This window comes from Streptomyces sp. NPDC020917 (genome assembly GCF_044333795.1).
Taxonomy (GTDB): domain Bacteria; phylum Actinomycetota; class Actinomycetes; order Streptomycetales; family Streptomycetaceae; genus Actinacidiphila.
In genome coordinates this window covers 390495-409803 of the sequence record NZ_JBIRRR010000004.1, presented here as the reverse complement: position 1 = coordinate 409803, position 19309 = coordinate 390495, and the positions used below count along the sequence as shown (strand labels likewise).

Here is a 19309-nt window from a genome sequence, read left to right as displayed (position 1 = left end):
CCGGACACGGAGGACCCTCATGACCCCGCCACCCGCCTCGCCGGGCCCGTACGGCGCGTCCCACCACGCGCCGTACGGGGTGGAAGGCGACCAGCCGCTGGTGCGGCCCTACGCCATGACCGGTGGCCGCACCCGGCCCCGCTACCAGCTCGCCCTCGAGGCGCTGGTCAGCACCACCGCGGACCCGTCGCAGTACTCGGGACTCCTGCCGGAGCACCAGCGCATCTGCCATCTGACCCGTGAGATCAAGTCGGTGGCCGAGATCTCCGCCCTGCTGGCCATACCGCTCGGGGTGGCCAGGATCCTCGTCGCCGACCTGGCCGAGGCAGGCATGGTCGCCATCCACCAGCCGGGCAGCGGCGAGGCGGGCGGCCAGCCAGACGTGACACTGCTTGAGAGGGTGCTCAGTGGACTTCGGAAGCTCTAGGCCGCAGGCGCAGCAGGCGTACGGTGCGCCACCGATGCGGTCCACGACCTCCGCGAAGATCGTGGTGGCGGGCGGCTTCGGTGTCGGCAAGACCACGTTCGTCGGTGCCGTGTCGGAGATCAACCCGCTGCGCACCGAGGCCGTGATGACCTCGGCGTCCGCCGGGATCGACGACCTGAGCCACGTGCAGGACAAGACCACCACCACGGTGGCCATGGACTTCGGCCGCATCACGCTGGACGACGACCTCATCCTGTACCTGTTCGGCACGCCCGGGCAGGACCGGTTCTGGTTCATGTGGGACGACCTGGTGCGCGGCGCGATCGGCGCCGTGGTGCTGGTGGACACCCGCCGGCTGGCGGACTGCTTCCCGGCGGTGGACTACTTCGAGAACAGCGGCCTGCCGTTCGTCATCGCGCTCAACGGCTTCGACGGCCACCAGCCGTACCGGCCGGAGGAGGTCCGCGAGGCGCTGCAGATCGGCCCCGAGGCGCCGATCATCACCACCGACGCCCGGCACCGGGCCGAGGCCAAGAGCGCGCTCATCACCCTGGTCGAGCACGCCCTGCTCGCGCGCCTCAAGTAGGCTGTGCCTGCGGCAAGTTGCCAGCCCCAGCTGACAGGGGACCCGCTGTGTCGTCCGACACGCGGGTCCCCTTCTTCATAACGTTTCGGGCGAGTTTCCGCCCGGTGTGAACACGGCCCGCACTCGGCCGGTGTCACCACGTGTACGTCTGTCATAGGGTTTGCCCGGCCTTCGGGTTTATGCCGGGTTTATTCCGCACCCTCGGACATCCGTTCCCATATGCCGGACGTTTGGCGAGCATGCCAATGACGTGCTGAAATTCCCAGAACCCGAGAGTAGGAACGGCCGTCTTCGTGCCGTCGCCGAGAGGTTGTTGGTCCAGTGAGGAACACCAGGCGAGCAGAAGCGGGTACCCCACCGGGCCCGCGGGGGAACTTCACGCCGCCGCAGCGCCCTGCGGGCACCCCTTCGGCACCGCCCGCCGACGAAGCACCCGCCCTGCCCGATCCGGGCGGCCGGCTGAGCATGCGCAACTGGCGGGTGGCGACCCGCCTGAACGCGATCCTCCTCATCCCCGTGCTGGTCGCCCTCGTGTTCGGCGGCTTCCGCGTGAAGAGCTCAGTGGACACCTGGCATCAGGCCGACGACGCGGTGCGGACCGCCAACCTGGTGCGTGCCGCGGCGACCTACAGCAACGCCCTTGAGGACGAGCGGGACGTCACGGTGGTTCCGCTGATCGCCGGAAAGCGCACCGACTCCACGGTCAGCGCGGCCTACGCGGCCACCGACGCCGCGGCCCGCGCGTTCGACCAGGCCGCCCAGCACATACCGGACGAGGCCGACCTCAAGCGCAGGATGGCCAACTTCCGCTCGGTCGAGCCGCAGCTCGCCTCGCTCCGCAAGGCCGCGTTCACCCGCCAGCTGTCGGGTGTGCAGACCGAGGAGTGGTACGTCAAGATCCAGCACCCGCTGATGGAGCTGGCGAACGAGCTGGGCTTCGGCACCAGCAACGGCGCCGCCTACGGCCGCACGCTGTACGCGGCCTCGCTGGCCAAGGCCGCCGAGTCGCTGACCCGGTCGATCGGCATGCACATCCTGGTCGGCACGCCCGCCTCCGCGCAGGAGCTGGCGCTGCAGAAGACCGCCCTGGGTTCGTACCAGTACCTGCAGGGCATCGCGGTCGAGGAGTACGAGGGCGGCGGCACCGCGGCGGACCAGGCCCGGCTGAAGGCCGCTCAGGACCAGGCGGAGAAGAAGGGCCAGGACGCGATCACGCAGGCGCAGTCCCAGGCCGCCGCGGCCCACGCGCCCTTCGTCGTCCCGCCGGACCTGACCAAGATGGTCAACGACATCGCCAACCCGGTGATGACCACCAAGGAGCTGCGCGCCGAGGGCGTCACGCCCGAGTCGTACATGGCCGCCTCCACGCTGTCCTTCGACGCCTACCGCTCGGTCGAGGTGGCGCTGGCCGACCAGGCCGCCTCCGACGCCGCCAGGATCGCCTCGAACGCCAAGCGGGACGCGCTGGTCAACTCCGCGATCGTGGTGGTCGCGCTGATCCTCGCCTTCATCGTGGCCGGCATGATGGCGCGGGCGATGTCCCGCAGCATGCGGCGGCTGCGCGCGGCGGCCTTCGACATCGCCGAGACCCGGCTGCCCGGCCTGGTCGACCAGCTGTCGCGGACCGACCCGGGCCGGGTCGACACCCAGGTCGCGCCCATCCCGATCAACACCCAGGACGAGATCGGCGAGGTCGCCCGCGCCTTCGACCAGGTGCACCGCGAGGCGGTCCGGCTGGCCGCCGAGCAGGCGCTGCTGCGGGGCAACGTCAACGCGATCTTCACCAACCTCTCCCAGCGAAACCAGGGCCTCATCCAGCGCCAGCTGGAGCTGATCACCGACCTGGAGAACAACGAGGCGGACCCGGACCAGCTGGAGAACCTGTTCCGGATGGACCACCTGGCGACCCGTATGCGCCGCAACGGCGAGAACCTGCTGGTCCTCGCCGGCGAGGAGCCGGGCCGCCAGTGGAACCAGCCGATACCGCTGGTGGACGTGCTGCGCGCGGCCGCCTCCGAGGTGGAGGCGTACGACCGCATCGAGCTGGTCGGCATCCCGGAGACCGACATCCACGGCAGCGCGGTCACCGACCTGGTGCACCTGCTGGCCGAGCTGCTGGAGAACGCCACCACCTTCTCCTCCCCGCAGACCAAGGTGCGGGTCACCGCGACCCGGCTGCCGGACGGCCGGGTGATGGTGGAGATCCACGACCGCGGCATCGGGCTCACCGCGGAGGACTTCGCCGACATCAACCGCAAGCTCGCCGACCCGCCCACCGTGGACGTCGAGATCGCCAAGCGCATGGGCCTGTTCGTGGTCGGCCGGCTCTCCCAGCGGCACGGCATCCGGGTGCAGCTGCGGCCGTCCGGCGAGCAGGCCGGCACCACCTCGCTGGTGATGCTGCCCGAGCCGATCACCCACGGCGGTGGCGGCGAGGAACTCCTGGGCGACGACCAGGACTTCACGGTCTCCCGGATCGTCCCAGAGCACCCGGACGAGCAGCAGGGCTACGGGGGTCTGGACCACCGCAGCGCGGCCGAGCTGGGCTTCGACGACTCCCGCTACGAGCAGAACGGCGCCCTGCCGGGCGGCGGGCCCTCGCTGGACCCGGTGGGCCGCTCGCTGCTGCGCGAGGAGCGCAGGGCGCAGCTGGAGGCCGCCGCCGCGGACCGCCGCGAGGAGCCGGGCCTGCCCGGGCAGGAGCAGCAGGACGCGGCCGCCGGCTACGGGCAGGACGGGTATCCGGCCGGCTACGGCGCCCAGCCGGGCTACGAGCAGCAGAACGGCTACCCGGGCGAGTACGCAGCCCCGCAGGGCTACGAGCAGCAGGGCGGGTACGCGCCACAGGAGAACTACGCCGCGTCGGGCTACCCGGCGGGCACCCAGGAGCAGAACGGTTTCTTCGAGCAGCCGTACGAATCGGGTCAGAGCTACCCGAACAACGGCTACCCGGTCGCGGACTACGAACCGGCTGGTCACCAGGCGGAGTTCTCCGGTTACCAGCCCGCACACGACGACTGGCCCGTAACCGACGCACAGGTAACGGAATCCGCTCCGCCGCTCCCCCAGCAGCCGGAGGAGAGCGTAGTCTCGCCTTCGCTGACGGACGCCGGCCTGCCGCGCCGCGACCGCCGGCAGACCACCTCACCGCAGCCCCAGCCCGCTCAGGAGTCCCCGGAGCCCCAGCCACAGCCCACCGACCAGTCGCCGGACGAGCCGCTCGACGCCGCGCGGGACGACGACGACTGGCGGTCCACCAACGACGAGCACTGGCAGCGGGCCGAGCAGGTCCGTGAGCCCAAGGCAGGCGGAGTCACCCCCTCCGGCCTGCCACGGCGGGTCCCCCAGGCCAACCTGGTCCCGGGTACCGCGACGCAGACCCCGCAGGGCGGCCCACAGGTCTCCCGCGCACCGGAGGACGTCCGCGGCAGGTTGAGTAATCTGCGGCGTGGCGTCCAGCAAGGGCGCACTGCTGGAACTGACACGAACGGACAGGCCACCGACAGCCGATTCGGCGGCCCCCAGAACCAGGAGCGCTAGTTGAGTCCGATGAGCCAGGCGGCACAGAACCTGAACTGGTTGATCACCAACTTCGTGGACAACACCCCCGGGGTGTCCCACACGGTGGTGGTCTCCGCCGACGGCCTGCTGCTCGCGATGTCCGACGGATTCCCCCGCGACCGCGCAGACCAGCTCGCAGCCGTCGCCTCCGGCCTGACCTCCCTCACGTCCGGAGCATCCCGCATCTTCGAAGGCGGCAACGTCAACCAGACCGTCGTCGAGATGGAACGCGGCTTCCTCTTCATCATGTCCGTCTCCGACGGCTCCTCCCTGGCCGTACTCGCCCACCCCGAGTGCGACATCGGCCTCGTCGGCTACGAAATGGCCCTGCTCGTCGACCGAGCGGGCTCCGTACTCACACCCGATCTGCGGGCCGAACTGCAGGGCAGCCTGCTCAACTAACGCATGGGCAGGGGCGTGGGCCCGGACACCGGCCAGGGGTCCGGGCCGCCGCCGCAGCCGAACCAGGAGGAGGACTCGTGAGCACGTCGCCCGGCGGAGATCCGTACGGCGGTCAGCATCAGCCGCCTCTGAACCCGTACAACTTCCCCTCGGCGCCCACTCCTGAGCCCGGGTACCGGCAGCCGCGCGTCCAGCCGTACGCGCCGCCGCAGGCTCCGCCGCCCCAGGCCCCGCGCGGCCGGGCGGCAGCGGCGCCGGGCGGCCAGGGCACGGGTGCCGGACGCTCACGTACCCCCTCGGGCCTGGTGCGCCCGTACGCCATGACCGGCGGCCGGACCCGGCCGCGCTACCAGCTGGCCATCGAAGCGCTGGTCAGCACCACCGCCGATGCCGAGCGGCTGCGGGGGCAGCTGCCCGAGCACCAGCGGATCTGCCTGCTGTGCCGGGAGGTCAAGTCGATCGCGGAGATCTCCGCGCTGCTGACCATCCCGCTCGGCGTGGTGCGGATCCTCGTGGCCGACCTCGCCGAAGCGGGCCTGGTCGCCATCCACCAGCCGGGTGGGGACTCGGCGGCCGGCGGCCAGCCAGACGTGACATTGCTTGAAAGGGTGCTCAGTGGACTTCGGAAGCTCTAGCGGTCCGACCCGCGCCACCACCTCCGCGAAGATCGTGGTGGCGGGCGGATTCGGCGTGGGCAAGACCACGTTCGTCGGTGCCGTGTCGGAGATCAACCCGCTGCGCACGGAAGCCGTGATGACCTCGGCCTCGGCCGGGATCGACGACCTCACGCACGCGCCGGACAAGACCACCACCACGGTGGCGATGGACTTCGGCCGCATCACGCTCGACGAGGACCTCATCCTCTACCTGTTCGGCACGCCCGGGCAGGACCGGTTCTGGTTCATGTGGGACGACCTGGTGCGCGGCGCGATCGGCGCGATCGTCCTGGTCGACACCCGCCGGCTCGCGGACTGCTTCCCGGCGGTGGACTACTTCGAGAACAGCGGCCTGCCGTTCGTCATCGGCCTCAACGGCTTCGACGGCCACCAGCCGTACGGTCCCGAGGAGGTCCGCGAGGCGCTGCAGATCGGCCCCGAGGCGCCGATCATCACCACCGACGCCCGGCACCGGGCCGAGGCCAAGAGCGCGCTCATCACCCTGGTCGAGCACGCCCTGATGGCCCGGATGCGCTAGGACCGTGTTCCAGGGGCGGGCCTGCCCCCCTGGACGCAAACAGCAACAGGGCCCCGCACCGTGGACGGTGCGGGGCCCTGCCGTTGCTTGCGGCGCGGGTGTGCTCAGCCCTGCCAGGAGTGCGGCGCCCGGAAGCCCGGGGTGCGCTCCAGACGGCGCCAGCGGGCCGTGGAGCGGGCCGGCGCGGCCGGGGCCGCGGTCTCCCCCGCGGCGACGCGGGCGAGCAGGATCGCGGTCAGCGCGGCGAGCTCCTCGGGGTCGGCGTGACCCCGCTCGACGCGCACGATGGTATCGGCGGGAGTGCTCAAGGTGGTCTCCATGGGGAGTTACTGAGGGGGGTTGCCGTGCTTGCGCGAGGGCAGGTCCGCGTGCTTGGTCCGGAGCATGGACAGCGACCTGATCAGCACCTCGCGGGTCTCGGCGGGGTCGATCACGTCGTCGACCAGGCCGCGCTCCGCCGCGTAGTACGGGTGCATCAGCTCGGCCTTGTACTCCTTGACCATCTTCTGCCGCATCGCCTCGGGGTCGTCGGCCTCGGCGATCTGCCGGCGGAAGATCACGTTGGCCGCGCCCTCGGCGCCCATCACGGCGATCTCGTTGGTCGGCCAGGCGTAGGTGAGGTCGGCGCCGATGGACTGGCTGTCCATCACGATGTACGCCCCGCCGTACGCCTTGCGCAGGATCAGCGAGATCCTCGGCACGGTCGCGTTGCAGTACGCGTAGAGCAGCTTCGCGCCGTGCCTGATGATTCCACCGTGCTCCTGGGCGACGCCGGGCAGGAAGCCGGGGACGTCCAGGAGGGTGATGATGGGGATGTTGAAGGCGTCGCACATCTGCACGAACCGGGCGGCCTTCTCGGACGCCTCGATGTCGAGCACGCCCGCCAGGGACGCCGGCTGGTTGGCGACGATGCCCACGACCTGGCCGTCGAGCCGGGTCAGGGCGCAGATGATGTTGGTGGCCCAGCGCTCGTGGATCTCCAGGTACTCGCCGTCGTCGACGATCTCCTCGATGACCTTGTGCATGTCGTACGACCGGTTGCCGTCGGCGGGCACCAGGTCGAGCAGCACGTCGCTGCGCCGGTCGACCGCGTCGTGCGGCTCGACGGCCGGCGGGTTCTCCCGGTTGTTCTGCGGGAGCAGCGACAGCAGGTAGCGGACCTCCTCCAGGCAGGTCTGCTCGTCGTCGTAGGCGAAGTGCGAGACGCCGGAGATCCCGGCGTGCACGTCGGCGCCGCCCAGGCCGTTCTGGGTGATGTCCTCGCCGGTGACGGCCTTGACGACGTCGGGCCCGGTGATGAACATCTGCGAGGTCTCGCGGACCATGAACACGAAGTCGGTGAGCGCCGGGCTGTAGGCCGCGCCGCCCGCGCACGGGCCGAGCATCACCGAGATCTGCGGGATGACGCCGGAGGCGCGGGTGTTGCGCTGGAAGATGCCGCCGTAGCCGGCGAGCGCGGACACACCCTCCTGGATGCGGGCGCCGGCGCCGTCGTTCAGCGAGATCAGCGGGGCGCCGGCCGAGATGGCCATGTCCATGATCTTGTGGATCTTGGTCGCGTGGGCCTCGCCCAGCGCGCCGCCGAAGATCCGGAAGTCGTGCGCGTAGACGAAGACCGTGCGCTCGTGCACGGTGCCCCAGCCGGTGATGACGCCGTCGGTGTAGGGGCGCTTCTCCTCCAGGCCGAAACCCGTCGCGCGGTGCCGCCGCAGCGGCTCCACCTCGCGGAAGGAGCCCTCGTCGAGCAGCAGGTCGATCCGCTCACGCGCGGTGAGCTTGCCCTTGGCCTTCTGGGCCTCGGTCGCCTTCTCGCTGGGTCCGCGCCAGACCTCCTCGCGGATGGCGTGGAGTTCGGCCACGCGCCCACGGGCGTCGTTCGCCGTGACGGGCACCTCTTGCGATGTGGTCATGCATCGACAGTACGAGCGAAGGGCCGAAATGAGGGCCATCGACTTTGTACAGTGTCCGTCGGCTCTTCATGGTGGAACCCGACAGACGCGCACGGCTGCGGGCCCCCGCCCGTGGTGGGCGGGGGCCCGCAGCCGGTACGCCATCAGGGCCCCCGAGCAGGGCCCGGGCCGCGCCGCCGGGGTCAGCGCCCGGCGATCGCCTCGGCGAGGGCCAGCACCCGGCGGGCCTCCTCCACGTGCAGGTTCTCGATCATCCTGCCGTCCACCGTGACCACCCCGCGCCCCTGTGACGTGGCCTCTTCGAAGGCGGCGATGATCCGCCGGGACCGCTCGACGTCGGCCTGGGCGGGCGCGAAGATCCGGTTGCACGCCTCGAGCTGGCCGGGGTGGATGAGCGTCTTGCCGTCGAATCCGAGCCTGCGCCCTTGGAGGGTCTCCTCCTCGAAGCCCGCTGTGTCCTTCACGTCGTTGTAGACACCGTCCAAGATGACCCGGCCGGTGGCGCGGGCCGCGAGCAGCGCCAGGGACAGTCCGGTGAGCAGCGGGGCCCTGCCGGGGACGTGCTCGGCGTGCAGCTCCTTGGCGAGGTCGTTGGTGCCCATCACCAGCACGGTGAGCCGCTCGGAGGCGGACGCGATCAGGCGGGCGTCGAACATCGCGACCGGGGTCTCGATCATCGCCCAGATGGCGGTGCGGTCGGGTGCGCCGGCCGCCTCCAGCGCGGCCTCGACCGCGCGGACGGTGTCCGGCGAGTCGACCTTGGGCACGACGACGGCGTCCGGTCCCGCCTCGGCCGCGGCCCGCAGGTCGTCGGCGTGCCAGGGGGTGCCGGGGGCGTTCACCCTGATGGTCACCTCGCGGTGGCCGTAGGCGCCGCTTGCCGCGGCGGCCGCCACCCGGTCGCGGGCCCCCGCCTTGGCGTCGGGGGCGACGGAGTCCTCCAGGTCGAGGATGAGCGCGTCGGTGGGGAGGGTCTTCGCCTTCTCCAGGGCGCGCTCGTTGGCGCCGGGCATGTAGAGGACGGAACGGCGCGGGCGCAGGTCGCTGCTCATCGGGCCTCCTCCTGCGCGGCGGCGGCCGCGTAGGCCTCGGCGAGTTCCGGGTCGCGGGCGGCGAGCGCGTCCGCGAGGTCGGCGACGACCAGGCACTGCTTGTACGTGGCGTCGTCCTGCATCTTGCCGTCGATCATCACCGCGCCGGTGCCGTCGCCCATGGCCGCGATGACGCGGCGGGCCCAGGCCACGTCCTGCGGTGACGGGGAGAACACCCGCTTGGCGACGGCGATCTGGACCGGGTGCAGCGTCCAGGCGCCGACGCAGCCGAGCAGGAAGGCGTTGCGGAACTGGTCCTCGCAGGCGGTGACGTCCTGGATGTCCCCGAACGGCCCGTAGTACGGCAGGATCCCGTGCGCGGCGCACGCGTCGACCATCCGGGCGATCGTGTAGTGCCACAGGTCCTGCTGGAAGGTGGCCCGCGGCGCGTCGCCGTCGGGGTCGGCGCGCACCACGTAGCCGGGGTGGCCGCCGCCGACCCGGGTGGTCTTCATCCGGCGGCTGGCCGCCAGGTCGGCCGGGCCGAGCGAGATGCCCTGCATCCGGGGGCTGGCCCCAGCGATCTCCTCGACGTTCGCCACACCGCTGGCCGTCTCCAGGATGGCGTGCACCAGGATCGGCCGGGTGAGCCCCGCCTTGGCCTCCAGCTGGGCGAGCAGCCGGTCCACGTAGTGGATGTCCTGGGCGCCCTCGACCTTGGGCACCATGACGACGTCGAGCTTGTCGCCGATCTCCGGGACCAGGGTGAGCAGGTCGTCCAGCACCCAGGGCGAGTCGAGGCTGTTGATCCGGGTCCACAGCTGGGTGGCGCCGAAGTCGGTGGCCCGGGCGGTCTTCACCAACCCGTGCCGGGCGGCCTCCTTGCGGTCGGCGGGGACCGCGTCCTCCAGGTTGCCGAGCAGGACGTCCACCTGCGGAGCGAGGGACGGCACCTTGGCCGCCATCTTCTCGTTGCCGGGGTCGAAGAAGTGGATCATCCGCGAGGGCCGGAACGGCACCTCCCGCACGGGGGCCGGAGCCCCCACGGCCAGCGGGCGGAAGAAGTCCTTCGCCGAGCGCATGCGATCTCCCGGTTGTCGGTCGGGGTGAGGGTGTGCGCACACCTTATGGCGGCGCACCCTCGCCGGTTACCCGACAGTACGTGTGCCGTTCGTCACCGGTGACCAGCGCATCGCCAGGTCGGGTTCGCGTTCCATGTTGCCCGAGCCGTCGGTGGCCGCCGTGACGACGAAGCCGTGGCGCAGGTAGAAAGCGCGCGCGCCGGTGTTCTTCTGGAACACGAACAGGCCGAGCCCGTCCGGGCGGTGGGCCTTGGCGGCGGCCAGCAGCAGGGTGCCGATCCCGCGCCTGCGGACGTCGGCCAACAGGTAGAGGGCGTCCAGCTCGTCGTCCTCGACAGCGGCGTACCCGACCACCCGGCCGTCGAGTTCGGCCACCCAGACGGCGCTGCCCGGCAGCACGATGTCCCGCACCCATGCCTCGACCTCGGCGTCCGTGCGCTTGCGCGGCGGGAGGTAGGGCATGGTCGCCTCGCGGGACCTGATGTGCACCTGGGCGATGGCGGCGGAGTCGGCCGGCTGGGCGGGCCGTATCCGCGCGGGCTGCTCGGAGGACTGCCGCGGGATCTGCTGAGGGGACTGCTGAGGGGTCTCGGTCACCGGGGCACCCTACGGGCCCGCCACCCGCCCGGCCGAACGGTTTTCCGCCGGCCGGGCGGGTGGCGGGGCGGCGGCTCAGCAGCCGCCGCAGTTGTAGTACAGGACGTCCCAGTGGTTGCCCTCGTCGGTGTAGACGTTGCCGGCGCCGGACTGCCACATCGGGTAGCCGTCGCCGCGCAGGCCGATGTACGCGAAGACGTTGTGCACGTAGTTGTTCAGGCAGGTGTTCTTGCCGAAGTCGAGCTTGTAGCCGTTGTAGTGCGAGTAGGTGCCGCTGGCGTGGCCGACCTCGGTGCCGCCGGTGATGTTCAGGGCGCAGCCGCTGGCGTGCTTGAGGGTCACGGCGCCCTGCGCGGTGGCCTGGTTGAGGCCGTCGAAGGACGTGCACGTGGAGTTGTTGCGGTTGGTGCAGCCACCGGACGAGGACCAGGTGATGCCGGCGCTGCGGAACATGCTCTCGGCCTGGGCCTGCGTCAGCTTGGTGACCGCGAACGCGTCGTGGCTGCTGGCCAGGCCGACGCCGGGCGCGAAGAGCACGGTGAGCAGGAGCGTGAGGGCGGTGATCACGGCCCGGGTGCGGGGCCGCAGGCGCGCGGTGGGCGAGGACACAAGGGTGGTGCTGCTCATGCGATCTCCTCCTGCGGGGGCGGACGGTGCCGCCGGGATGGGGGATGTGCAGGTGGCGCAGGAGGAGTGTGCCCGAGGTCTACGCGCGTCCGCCAGGGTTCGGCCCAGATCCGCGGACGGGCCCGCAACCGTCGCCCGGCGGGCCCGCCGTGATCACCCCTGGGTCATCCGGCGGCAACGCCGGTGTCACTCCTGGGGTTCGAGGCCCGCCCGCAGCAGCCCGTAGGCGTAGGCGTCGTCCAGGGCCTGCCAGGACGCGGCGATGACGTTGTCGGCGACGCCCACCGTGGACCACTCGGCGGTGCCGTCGGTGGTGGTGATCAGCACCCGGGTGGTGGAGTCGGTGCCCGAACGGCCTTCCAGGATGCGGACCTTGTAGTCGACCAGCGCGAAGCCCGCCAGTTGCGGGTAGGTCTGCTCCAGGCCCACCCGCAGCGCGCGGTCCAGGGCGTTGACCGGGCCGTTGCCCTCGGCGGTCGCGACGATCCGCTCGCCCTTGGCCCACAGCTTGACCGTCGCCTCGTTGGCGTGGCTGCCGTCCGGGCGGTCCTCGATGATGGCCCGCCAGGACTCGGTGCGGAAGAAGCGGCGCGGGCTGCGCCCGCCGACCTGGTCCACCTCGCCGCGCACCAGCAGCGCGAAGGAGGCGTCGGCGGCCTCGTAGGTGTAGCCCTGGAGCTCGCGCTCCTTGACCCGGTCCACCACCCGCTGCACCAGCTCGCGGTCCCCGCCGAGGTCGATGCCCAGCTCGCGGCCCTTCAGCTCGATCGAGGCGCGCCCGGCCATGTCGGACACCAGCATCCGCATGGTGTTGCCGACGAGCTCGGGGTCGATGTGCTGGTACAGGTCGGGGTCGACCTTGATCGCCGAGGCGTGCAGCCCGGCCTTGTGCGCGAACGCGGAGACGCCCACGTACGGCTGGTGGGTGGACGGCGGGAGGTTGACGACCTCGGCGATGGCGTGCGAGATCCGGGTCATCTCGCCGAGCGCGCCCTCGGGCAGTACCCGGCGGCCGTGCTTGAGCTCCAGCGCGGCGACGATCGGGAAGAGGTTGGCGTTGCCGACCCGCTCGCCGTAGCCGTTGGCGGTGCACTGCACGTGGGTCGCGCCGGCGTCCACCGCGGCCAGGGTGTTGGCGACGGCGCACCCGCTGTCGTCCTGGGCGTGGATGCCCAGCCGGGCGCCGGTGTCGGCGAGCACCAGGCCGGTGACGGCCTGCACCTGGGCGGGCAGCATGCCGCCGTTGGTGTCGCACAGCACGACCACCGACGCGCCGGCCTCGTGCGCGGTGCGCACGACCGACGTGGCGTAGGCGGCGTTCGCGCGGTAGCCGTCGAAGAAGTGCTCGCAGTCGACGAAGACGCGGCGGCCCTGGGAGACCAGGTAGGAGACGGTGTCCCTGACCATCTCCAGGTTCTCCTCCAAGGTGGTGCGCAGGGCCAGCTCCACATGCCGGTCGTGCGACTTGGCGACCAGCGTGATCACCGGCGCTCCGGACTCCAGCAGCGCGTTGACCTGGGGGTCCTCCGCGGCGGAGGCGCCGGCCCTGCGGGTGGCGCCGAAGGCGACCAGGACCGCGTGGCGCAGCTCCAGCTCGGTGCGGGCGCGGGCGAAGAACTCGGTGTCGCGGGGGTTGGCTCCGGGCCAGCCGCCCTCGATGAAGCCCACCCCGAAGTCGTCCAGGTGCCGGGCGATCGTCAGCTTGTCGGCGACGGTGAGGTTGATCCCCTCACGCTGGGCGCCGTCGCGCAGCGTGGTGTCGAAGACATGGAAGCTGTCGTCTGGTTCCGCGGTCATAGCTGTCTAACTCCTGTCGGGTGGGTGGTGTCCCCCGGGCCTGGATCTGCCCGGGGGTTCCGACTCCACTTGCCCCCAGCCACCGCGTGCGGTGTCGCCTCCGGCGCGGATGGGCCGGGAAACGAAAAGACCCCTCGCGGATGCGAGAGGTCTGCACGCGGGTCTGGGACACGGTGGCGAGCCACTGGGGTCAGTGGGGCGTCACTGCGGACCGGCGTGCCTGCTGCCAATAATCATGACGTGCGAGGACACGTTCGCAGTGTGCCACACCGCGAGGGTCCCCCTCGCACCCGTCTCACATTCCGGTCCTCCGCGGACGGCGTTCGCCCTTGCGCGGGCGAAGGGCGCCCCTCAGGGGCACGGGGAACTGCGCGACCGGCCCCCGCGGCGCCGCGGGTCGTCACCGGCCCGAAGGGGCTGTTCGGTCCGTCCCGGACCACCGGCCGGCGGCCGGTTGCGCGCGCAGTTCCCCGCGCCCCTGAGGGTTGCCGTGTGCCCACAGGGGCACCCCCTGTCCGGGCAGGGACGAACGCCGCCCGTTCACGAATGAACCGCAGCCCGCGGGGGGGGCGGAAGGCAGGGAGAGGGGCGTCCTAGACGCCCAGGGGGTGCATCCAGGCGTGGGGGTCGGCGGCACGGCCGGTCTGGATGTCGAGCAGCGCGGAGCGCAACCGCATGGTGACGTCACCGGGCTGCCCGTCCGCGACGGACCAGTTCGCGCGGGTGGACTTCACGGACCCCACGGGAGTGATGACCGCGGCGGTGCCGCAGGCGAACACCTCGGTCAGGGAGCCGTCCTCGTTGCCCTGCTTCCAGTCGTCCACGCTGATCCGCCCCTCGCTGACCTCGTAGCCGAGGTCCGCGGCGATGGACAGCAGCGAGTCGCGGGTGATGCCCGGCAGCAGCGAGCCGGACAGCTCGGGGGTGACGATGCGGTCCCCGTACACGAAGTACAGGTTCATCCCGCCCATCTCCTCGATCCAGCGGCGCTCGATCGCGTCGAGCCACACCACCTGGTCGCAGCCGTGCTCGATGGCCTGCGCCTGGGCGACGAGGGACGCGGCGTAGTTGCCGCCGGTCTTGGCGGCGCCGGTGCCGCCGGGGGCGGCCCGCACGTACTCCTCGGACAGCCACACCGACACCGGCTTGACGCCGCCGGAGAAGTACGCGCCGGCCGGGGAGGCGATGACCAGGAAGGTGTACTCGTTGGCCGGGCGCACGCCCAGGCCCACCTCGGAGGCGAACATGAACGGCCGCAGGTAGAGCGACGCCTCGCCCTCGCTCGGCACCCACGCCTTGTCCTGGCGCACCAGCACGTCGCACGCCTCGATGAAGGTCTCGACCGGCAGCTCGGGCATCGCCAGACGGCGGGCGGATGCCTGGAAGCGGCGGGCGTTGGCCTCGGGGCGGAAGGTGGCGACGCTGCCGTCGGGCTGGCGGTACGCCTTGAGGCCCTCGAAGATCGTCTGCGCGTAGTGCAGCGTCATGTTGGCCGGGTCGACGGACAGCGGCGCGTAGGGCACCAGCTGGGCGTCGTGCCAGCCGCGGCCCTCGGTCCAGCGGATGGAGACCATGTGGTCGCTGAAGTGACGCCCGAACCCGGGGTTGGCGAGGATCGCGTTGCGCTCGGCGTCGGCGAGCGGGTGCGAGGAGGGCTTGAGTTCGATCGTGGGCGTCGTCATATGTGTTCCTTCACCGTCTTCCGCTGCCGTCCCGGATGCTAGGACGTCCAAGTGTCCCGCCGCACTGCGGCCCCGCCACCGATTATCGCAGCGGCGGGGCCGGGTACCTACCTCTGGGCTCGGTCAGCCCGACACGCGGGCGGCCAGTGCGTCGCCGATCTCCACCGTGGACCGGGCCGGACCGTCCGCGCGCTCGGCCAGGTCGGCCTGCACCGCGGCCTCGATCCTGGCGGCCTCGGCGTCGTAGCCGAGGTGCTGCAGGAGCAGGGCGACGGAGAGCACGGTCGCGGTGGGGTCGGCCTTGGACTGGCCGGCGATGTCCGGCGCGGAGCCGTGCACCGGCTCGAACATCGAGGGGAACGCGCGGCTGGGGTTGATGTTGCCGCTGGCCGCCACGCCGATGCCGCCGGAGACGGCCGCGGCGAGGTCGGTGATGATGTCGCCGAACAGGTTGTCGGTGACGATCACGTCGAACCGCTCGGGCTGCGTGACGAGGAAGATCGTCGCCGCGTCCACGTGCAGGTAGTCGGTGGTGACGTCCGGGTACTCGGCGCCGACGGCCTCGAAGATCCGGGTCCACAGCCGGCCGGCGTGCACCAGGACGTTGTTCTTGTGGACCAGGGTGAGCTTCTTGCGCGGGCGGGCCTGGGCGCGCTGGTAGGCGTCGCGCACCACGCGCTCGATGCCGTACGCGGTGTTGAGGCTGACCTCGGTGGCGACCTCGTGCGGGGTGCCGGTCCTGATGGTGCCGCCGTTGCCGGTGTACGGGCCCTCGGTGCCCTCGCGGACCACCACGAAGTCGATGGCCGGGCTGCCGGCCAGCGGGGTGCCCACGCCGGGGAACAGCCTGCTGGGGCGCAGGTTGACGTGGTGGTCGAAGGCGAAGCGGAGCTTCAGCAGGAAGCCGCGCTCCAGCACGCCGGAGGGGACGGACGGGTCGCCGATGGCACCGAGCAGGATCGCGTCGTGCGCCTTCAGCTCCTCGAGGTCCTCGTCGGTGAGGGTCTGGCCGGTCGCGTGGTACCGCTTGGCGCCGAAGTCGAACTCCTTCGTCTCCAGCTTCACGTCCTGCGGGAGCACGGAGGAGAGGACCTTGAGACCTTCGGTGACGACTTCCTGACCGATTCCGTCGCCGGGGATGACTGCGAGGCTGAGGCTGCGAGACATGTCCGCACCCTACTCCGCGTCCCATCCCGTGACATGCGCTGTCCGCATGCCGGACGGCGTGTCCGGCCGGGAAGGTCCCCCGGCCGGGGGTCAGGCGCGCTCGTGCCCGGTGCTGCCGCCGTTGTCGCGGCGGTCCATCGAGCGCTGCAGGGCGCGCTGGGCGTTCTGGCGGGCGTTCTCGTCCATGGGGATCAACTCCACTGGGAATCGGAGGAGATGGGGGTGCCATGGAACGCGGGCGGAGGGCCGGCGCGGCGGGGGGTGACCCGCGGTAGGAGCGCCGTGCGCACTTCCGCCGCTCGCTCGATCGAGCGGGACGTTCGGCTTGTCACCACGCTAGGTCAGTGGCTTCGTCCTGTCTCCACAATTACTCGGACTTCCTACTATCTGAGACGACGATCACTCCTGCGGGGTGCGGGTGCCCACCGGGGCGCCCATGGAAACCGCCCCCGCGTCCGGATGGGGGCCGGAGGCGGGGGCGGTGGCAGAAGGGCGGGAACGGCCCCGGGGGCGGGAGGGGTGACCTCCCCGGGGCCGTTCCCGCAAGGGCTGGGTTCAGCCCTGGTGCGGGTAGCGGTAGTCGGTCGGCGGGACCAGGGTCTCCTTGATCGACCGGGTGGACGTCCAGCGCATCAGGTTCTGCGCGGCGCCGGCCTTGTCGTTGGTGCCGGAGGCCCGGCCGCCGCCGAACGGCTGCTGGCCGACGACCGCACCGGTCGACTTGTCGTTGATGTAGAAGTTGCCGGCCGCGAACCGCAGCCGCTCCATCACGTGGGCCGCGGCCGCGCGGTCCCGGGCGACGACCGAGCCGGTCAGCCCGTACGCGGACACCGACTCCATCTGCGTGAGCATCGCCTCGAAGTCGGCGTCCTCGTAGACGTGCACGCCCAGCACCGGGCCGAAGTACTCCTCGCGGAAGATCTCGTTCTCCGGGTCGGTGGAGACCAGGACGGTCGGGCGGACGAACCAGCCCACCGAGTCGTCGTAGGAGCCGCCGGCCACGACCTCGACGGTCGGGTCGGCCGCGGCGCGGTCGATGGCCGCCTTGTTCTTGGCGAAGGCCCGCTCGTCGATGACGGCGCCGAGGAAGTTGGTGAGGTCGGTGACGTCGCCCATGGTGAGGCCGTCGATCTCGGCGGCGAACTCCTCCTTGAAGCCGTTCTCCCAGATCGAGCGCGGGATGTAGGCGCGGGAGGTGGCCGAGCACTTCTGGCCCTGGTACTCGAAGGCGCCGCGGGTCAGCGCGGTCTTGAGCACCGCCGGGTCGGCCGACGGGTGGGCGACCAGGAAGTCCTTGCCGCCGGTCTCGCCGACGATCCGCGGGTAGGACCGGTAGCCCTGGATGTTCTCGCCGACCGTGCGCCACAGGTGCTGGAAGGTCCGGGTGGAGCCGGTGAAGTGGATGCCCGCCAGCTCCGGGTGCTGCAGCGCCACCTCGGAGACGGCCAGGCCGTCACCGGTGACAAGGTTGATCACGCCGTCCGGCAGGCCGGCCTCCTTCAGCAGCCGCATGAGCAGCACCGCGGAGTGGGTCTGCGTCGGCGACGGCTTCCACACCACGACGTTGCCCATCAGCGCGGGCGCGGTCGGCAGGTTGCCGGCGATCGCGGTGAAGTTGAACGGCGTGATGGCGTAGACGAAGCCCTCCAGCGGGCGGTGGTCCAGCCGGTTCCAGACGCCGGGCGCGTTGGCGACCGGCTGCTCGGCGAGGATCTGCCGGGCGAAGTGCACGTTGAACCGCCAGAAGTCGACCAGCTCGCAGGGGCTGTCGATCTCCGCCTGCTGCGCGGTCTTGGACTGGCCGAGCATGGTGGAGGCGGCCACGGTCTCGCGCCAGGGGCCGGCCAGCAGCTCCGCGGCCCGCAGGATGATCGCGGCGCGGTCGTCGAAGGACATCGCGCGCCAGGCGGGCGCGGCGGCCAGCGCGGCGTCGATCGCGTCCTGCGCATCCTGGGTGGTGGCGTTGGCGAAGGTGCCGAGCCGGGCGCCGTGGTTGTGCGGCTGCACGACGTCGAAGCGCTCGCCGCCGCCCATCCGCTCCACACCGCCGACGAACATCGGCAGGTCGACCGGGTTGCCGGCCAGCTCCTTGAGCTTGGCCTCCAGCCGGGCGCGTTCCGGGCTGCCGGGGGCGTAGCCGTGCACCGGCTCGTTGACCGGCGCGGGGACCTGGGTCACAGCGTCCATGGAGCGTTCTCCTCGGGGGGTTTCAGCGGGCGGGGAGGAAGGAGCGGAGGAAGAAGGCGAGGTTGGCCGGGCGCTCCGCCAGGCGGCGCATGAAGTACCCGTACCAGTCTGCGCCGTAGGGCACGTAGATGCGCATCCGCTCGCCCTCGTCGGCCAGCCTGCGCTGCTCGGCGGTGCGGATGCCGTAGAGCATCTGGAACTCGTAGCTGCCGGCCGTGCGGTGGTTGCGGGCGGCGAGGTCCTGGGCGATGGCGATCATGCGCGGGTCGTGCGAGCCGACCATCGGGTAGCCGTCACCCTCGAAGAGGGTGCGCAGGGCGCGCACGTACGCCCGGTCGACGTCCTTCTTGTCCTGGAAGGCCACGCTCGCGGGCTCCTTGTAGGCGCCCTTGACCAGCCGGACGCGGGAGCCGGCCACGGCCAGCGCGCGGGCGTCCTCCTCGGTCCTGAAGAGGTAGGACTGCAGCACGGCGCCGGTCTGCGGGTGCGCGCGGCGCAGCTCGTGCAGGATCGCCAGGGTGGAGTCGACCGTGGTGTGGTCCTCCATGTCCAGGGTGACCGTGGTGCCGATCTCGGTGGCCAGCTCGGCGACCTCGCGGACGTTGGCCAGCGCGATGTCGTGGCCGCCGTCGGGGAGCGCCTGGCCGAAGGCGGAGAGCTTGACCGAGACCTCGGCGCGCGGGCCCAGCTGGTCCTTGCCCAGGGTCTCCAGCAGCCGCAGGTAGGCGTCGCGGGTGGCGCCGGCGGTGGCGCGGTCGGTGACGTCCTCGCCGAGGTGGTCCAGGGTGACGTCGAGCCCGCCGTCGGTCAGGCCGCGGACGGTGTCCATGGCGGGGTGCAGCTCGTCACCGGCGATGAAGCGCTTCACCACCGGACGGGTGACGGGTGCGGCGGCGACGACGCGGCGCATACGGTCGCTGCGCGAGGCGGCGAGCAACACGGGACCGAGCACGGTGGCTCCTTCGGGCATGCGGACACAAGCGGGATCTGCGGGGCGCGGCGGACGCGCTTCCCGTCACCGTGAATCTAGGTACCGGCTACCCCGTGGACCATCGACAG

17 protein-coding genes are annotated in these 19309 nt (G+C 71.5%); 6 read left to right on the top strand and 11 right to left on the bottom strand.

Annotated elements, in window-relative coordinates; genetic code table 11:
- Positions 1-19 precede the first annotated feature (19 nt).
- From ACH4TG_RS11650 to ACH4TG_RS11625, 6 genes are all read left to right on the top strand, one after another.
- Complete coding sequence (locus ACH4TG_RS11650; RefSeq protein ID WP_398241996.1) at positions 20-427, top strand: DUF742 domain-containing protein; 408 nt, start codon at positions 20-22, stop codon at positions 425-427.
- Positions 408-1013: a GTP-binding protein gene (locus ACH4TG_RS11645; protein ID WP_398241995.1), complete on the top strand. Its 606-nt coding sequence runs from the start codon at positions 408-410 to the stop codon at positions 1011-1013. Before ACH4TG_RS11650 ends, ACH4TG_RS11645 begins: the two co-directional genes overlap by 20 nt.
- Before the next feature lie 465 nt (positions 1014-1478).
- A complete protein-coding gene (locus ACH4TG_RS11640) occupies positions 1479-4553 on the top strand; it encodes a nitrate- and nitrite sensing domain-containing protein (RefSeq protein WP_398242138.1) in 3075 nt (1024 codons plus the stop codon).
- A gap of 9 nt (positions 4554-4562) precedes the next feature.
- The gene (locus ACH4TG_RS11635; protein ID WP_398242137.1) at positions 4563-4976 is read left to right on the top strand and encodes a roadblock/LC7 domain-containing protein; all 414 of its coding nucleotides are present in this window, start codon (positions 4563-4565) and stop codon (positions 4974-4976) included.
- Positions 4977-5053: 77 nt separating this feature from the next.
- Complete coding sequence (locus ACH4TG_RS11630; RefSeq protein WP_398241994.1) at positions 5054-5611, top strand: DUF742 domain-containing protein; 558 nt, start codon at positions 5054-5056, stop codon at positions 5609-5611.
- A complete protein-coding gene (locus tag ACH4TG_RS11625; protein WP_398241993.1) occupies positions 5592-6170 on the top strand; it encodes a GTP-binding protein in 579 nt (192 codons plus the stop codon). Before ACH4TG_RS11630 ends, ACH4TG_RS11625 begins: the two co-directional genes overlap by 20 nt.
- Positions 6171-6274: 104 nt before the next feature.
- Here ACH4TG_RS11625 and ACH4TG_RS11620 read toward each other — a convergent pair whose 3' ends face one another.
- From ACH4TG_RS11620 to ACH4TG_RS11570, 11 genes are all read right to left on the bottom strand, one after another.
- Entirely contained in the window at positions 6275-6490 is a 216-nt protein-coding gene (locus ACH4TG_RS11620; protein ID WP_398241992.1) for an acyl-CoA carboxylase epsilon subunit, read from the bottom strand.
- 6 nt (positions 6491-6496) lie between these two features.
- Complete coding sequence (locus ACH4TG_RS11615) at positions 6497-8080, bottom strand: acyl-CoA carboxylase subunit beta (RefSeq protein ID WP_398241991.1); 1584 nt, start codon at positions 8078-8080, stop codon at positions 6497-6499.
- 182 nt (positions 8081-8262) lie between these two features.
- The gene (locus tag ACH4TG_RS11610) at positions 8263-9132 is read right to left on the bottom strand and encodes an HpcH/HpaI aldolase/citrate lyase family protein (protein ID WP_398241990.1); all 870 of its coding nucleotides are present in this window, start codon (positions 9130-9132) and stop codon (positions 8263-8265) included.
- Entirely contained in the window at positions 9129-10193 is a 1065-nt protein-coding gene (locus ACH4TG_RS11605) for an HpcH/HpaI aldolase/citrate lyase family protein (protein WP_398241989.1), read from the bottom strand. Before ACH4TG_RS11605 ends, ACH4TG_RS11610 begins: the two co-directional genes overlap by 4 nt.
- Before the next feature lie 66 nt (positions 10194-10259).
- A complete protein-coding gene (locus tag ACH4TG_RS11600) occupies positions 10260-10790 on the bottom strand; it encodes a GNAT family N-acetyltransferase (RefSeq protein WP_398241988.1) in 531 nt (176 codons plus the stop codon).
- A 75-nt stretch (positions 10791-10865) separates the two neighbouring features.
- Complete coding sequence (locus tag ACH4TG_RS11595) at positions 10866-11417, bottom strand: hypothetical protein (protein ID WP_398241987.1); 552 nt, start codon at positions 11415-11417, stop codon at positions 10866-10868.
- 186 nt (positions 11418-11603) lie between these two features.
- Positions 11604-13214: a citramalate synthase gene (gene cimA, locus ACH4TG_RS11590; protein WP_398241986.1), complete on the bottom strand. Its 1611-nt coding sequence runs from the start codon at positions 13212-13214 to the stop codon at positions 11604-11606.
- A 593-nt stretch (positions 13215-13807) separates the two neighbouring features.
- A complete protein-coding gene (locus ACH4TG_RS11585; protein WP_398241985.1) occupies positions 13808-14896 on the bottom strand; it encodes a branched-chain amino acid aminotransferase in 1089 nt (362 codons plus the stop codon).
- Positions 14897-15019: 123 nt separating this feature from the next.
- A complete protein-coding gene (locus ACH4TG_RS11580; protein ID WP_398241984.1) occupies positions 15020-16063 on the bottom strand; it encodes a 3-isopropylmalate dehydrogenase in 1044 nt (347 codons plus the stop codon).
- Between the two features lie 555 nt (positions 16064-16618).
- Positions 16619-18250 carry an L-glutamate gamma-semialdehyde dehydrogenase gene (gene pruA, locus ACH4TG_RS11575; RefSeq protein ID WP_398241983.1) on the bottom strand — a complete coding sequence of 544 codons (1632 nt, stop codon included), beginning with the start codon at positions 18248-18250 and terminating at the stop codon, positions 16619-16621.
- A gap of 22 nt (positions 18251-18272) precedes the next feature.
- Positions 18273-19202 (bottom strand): proline dehydrogenase family protein, encoded by a 930-nt coding sequence (locus ACH4TG_RS11570; RefSeq protein WP_398241982.1) that lies wholly within the window; start codon positions 19200-19202, stop codon positions 18273-18275.
- Positions 19203-19309: the final 107 nt, after the last annotated feature.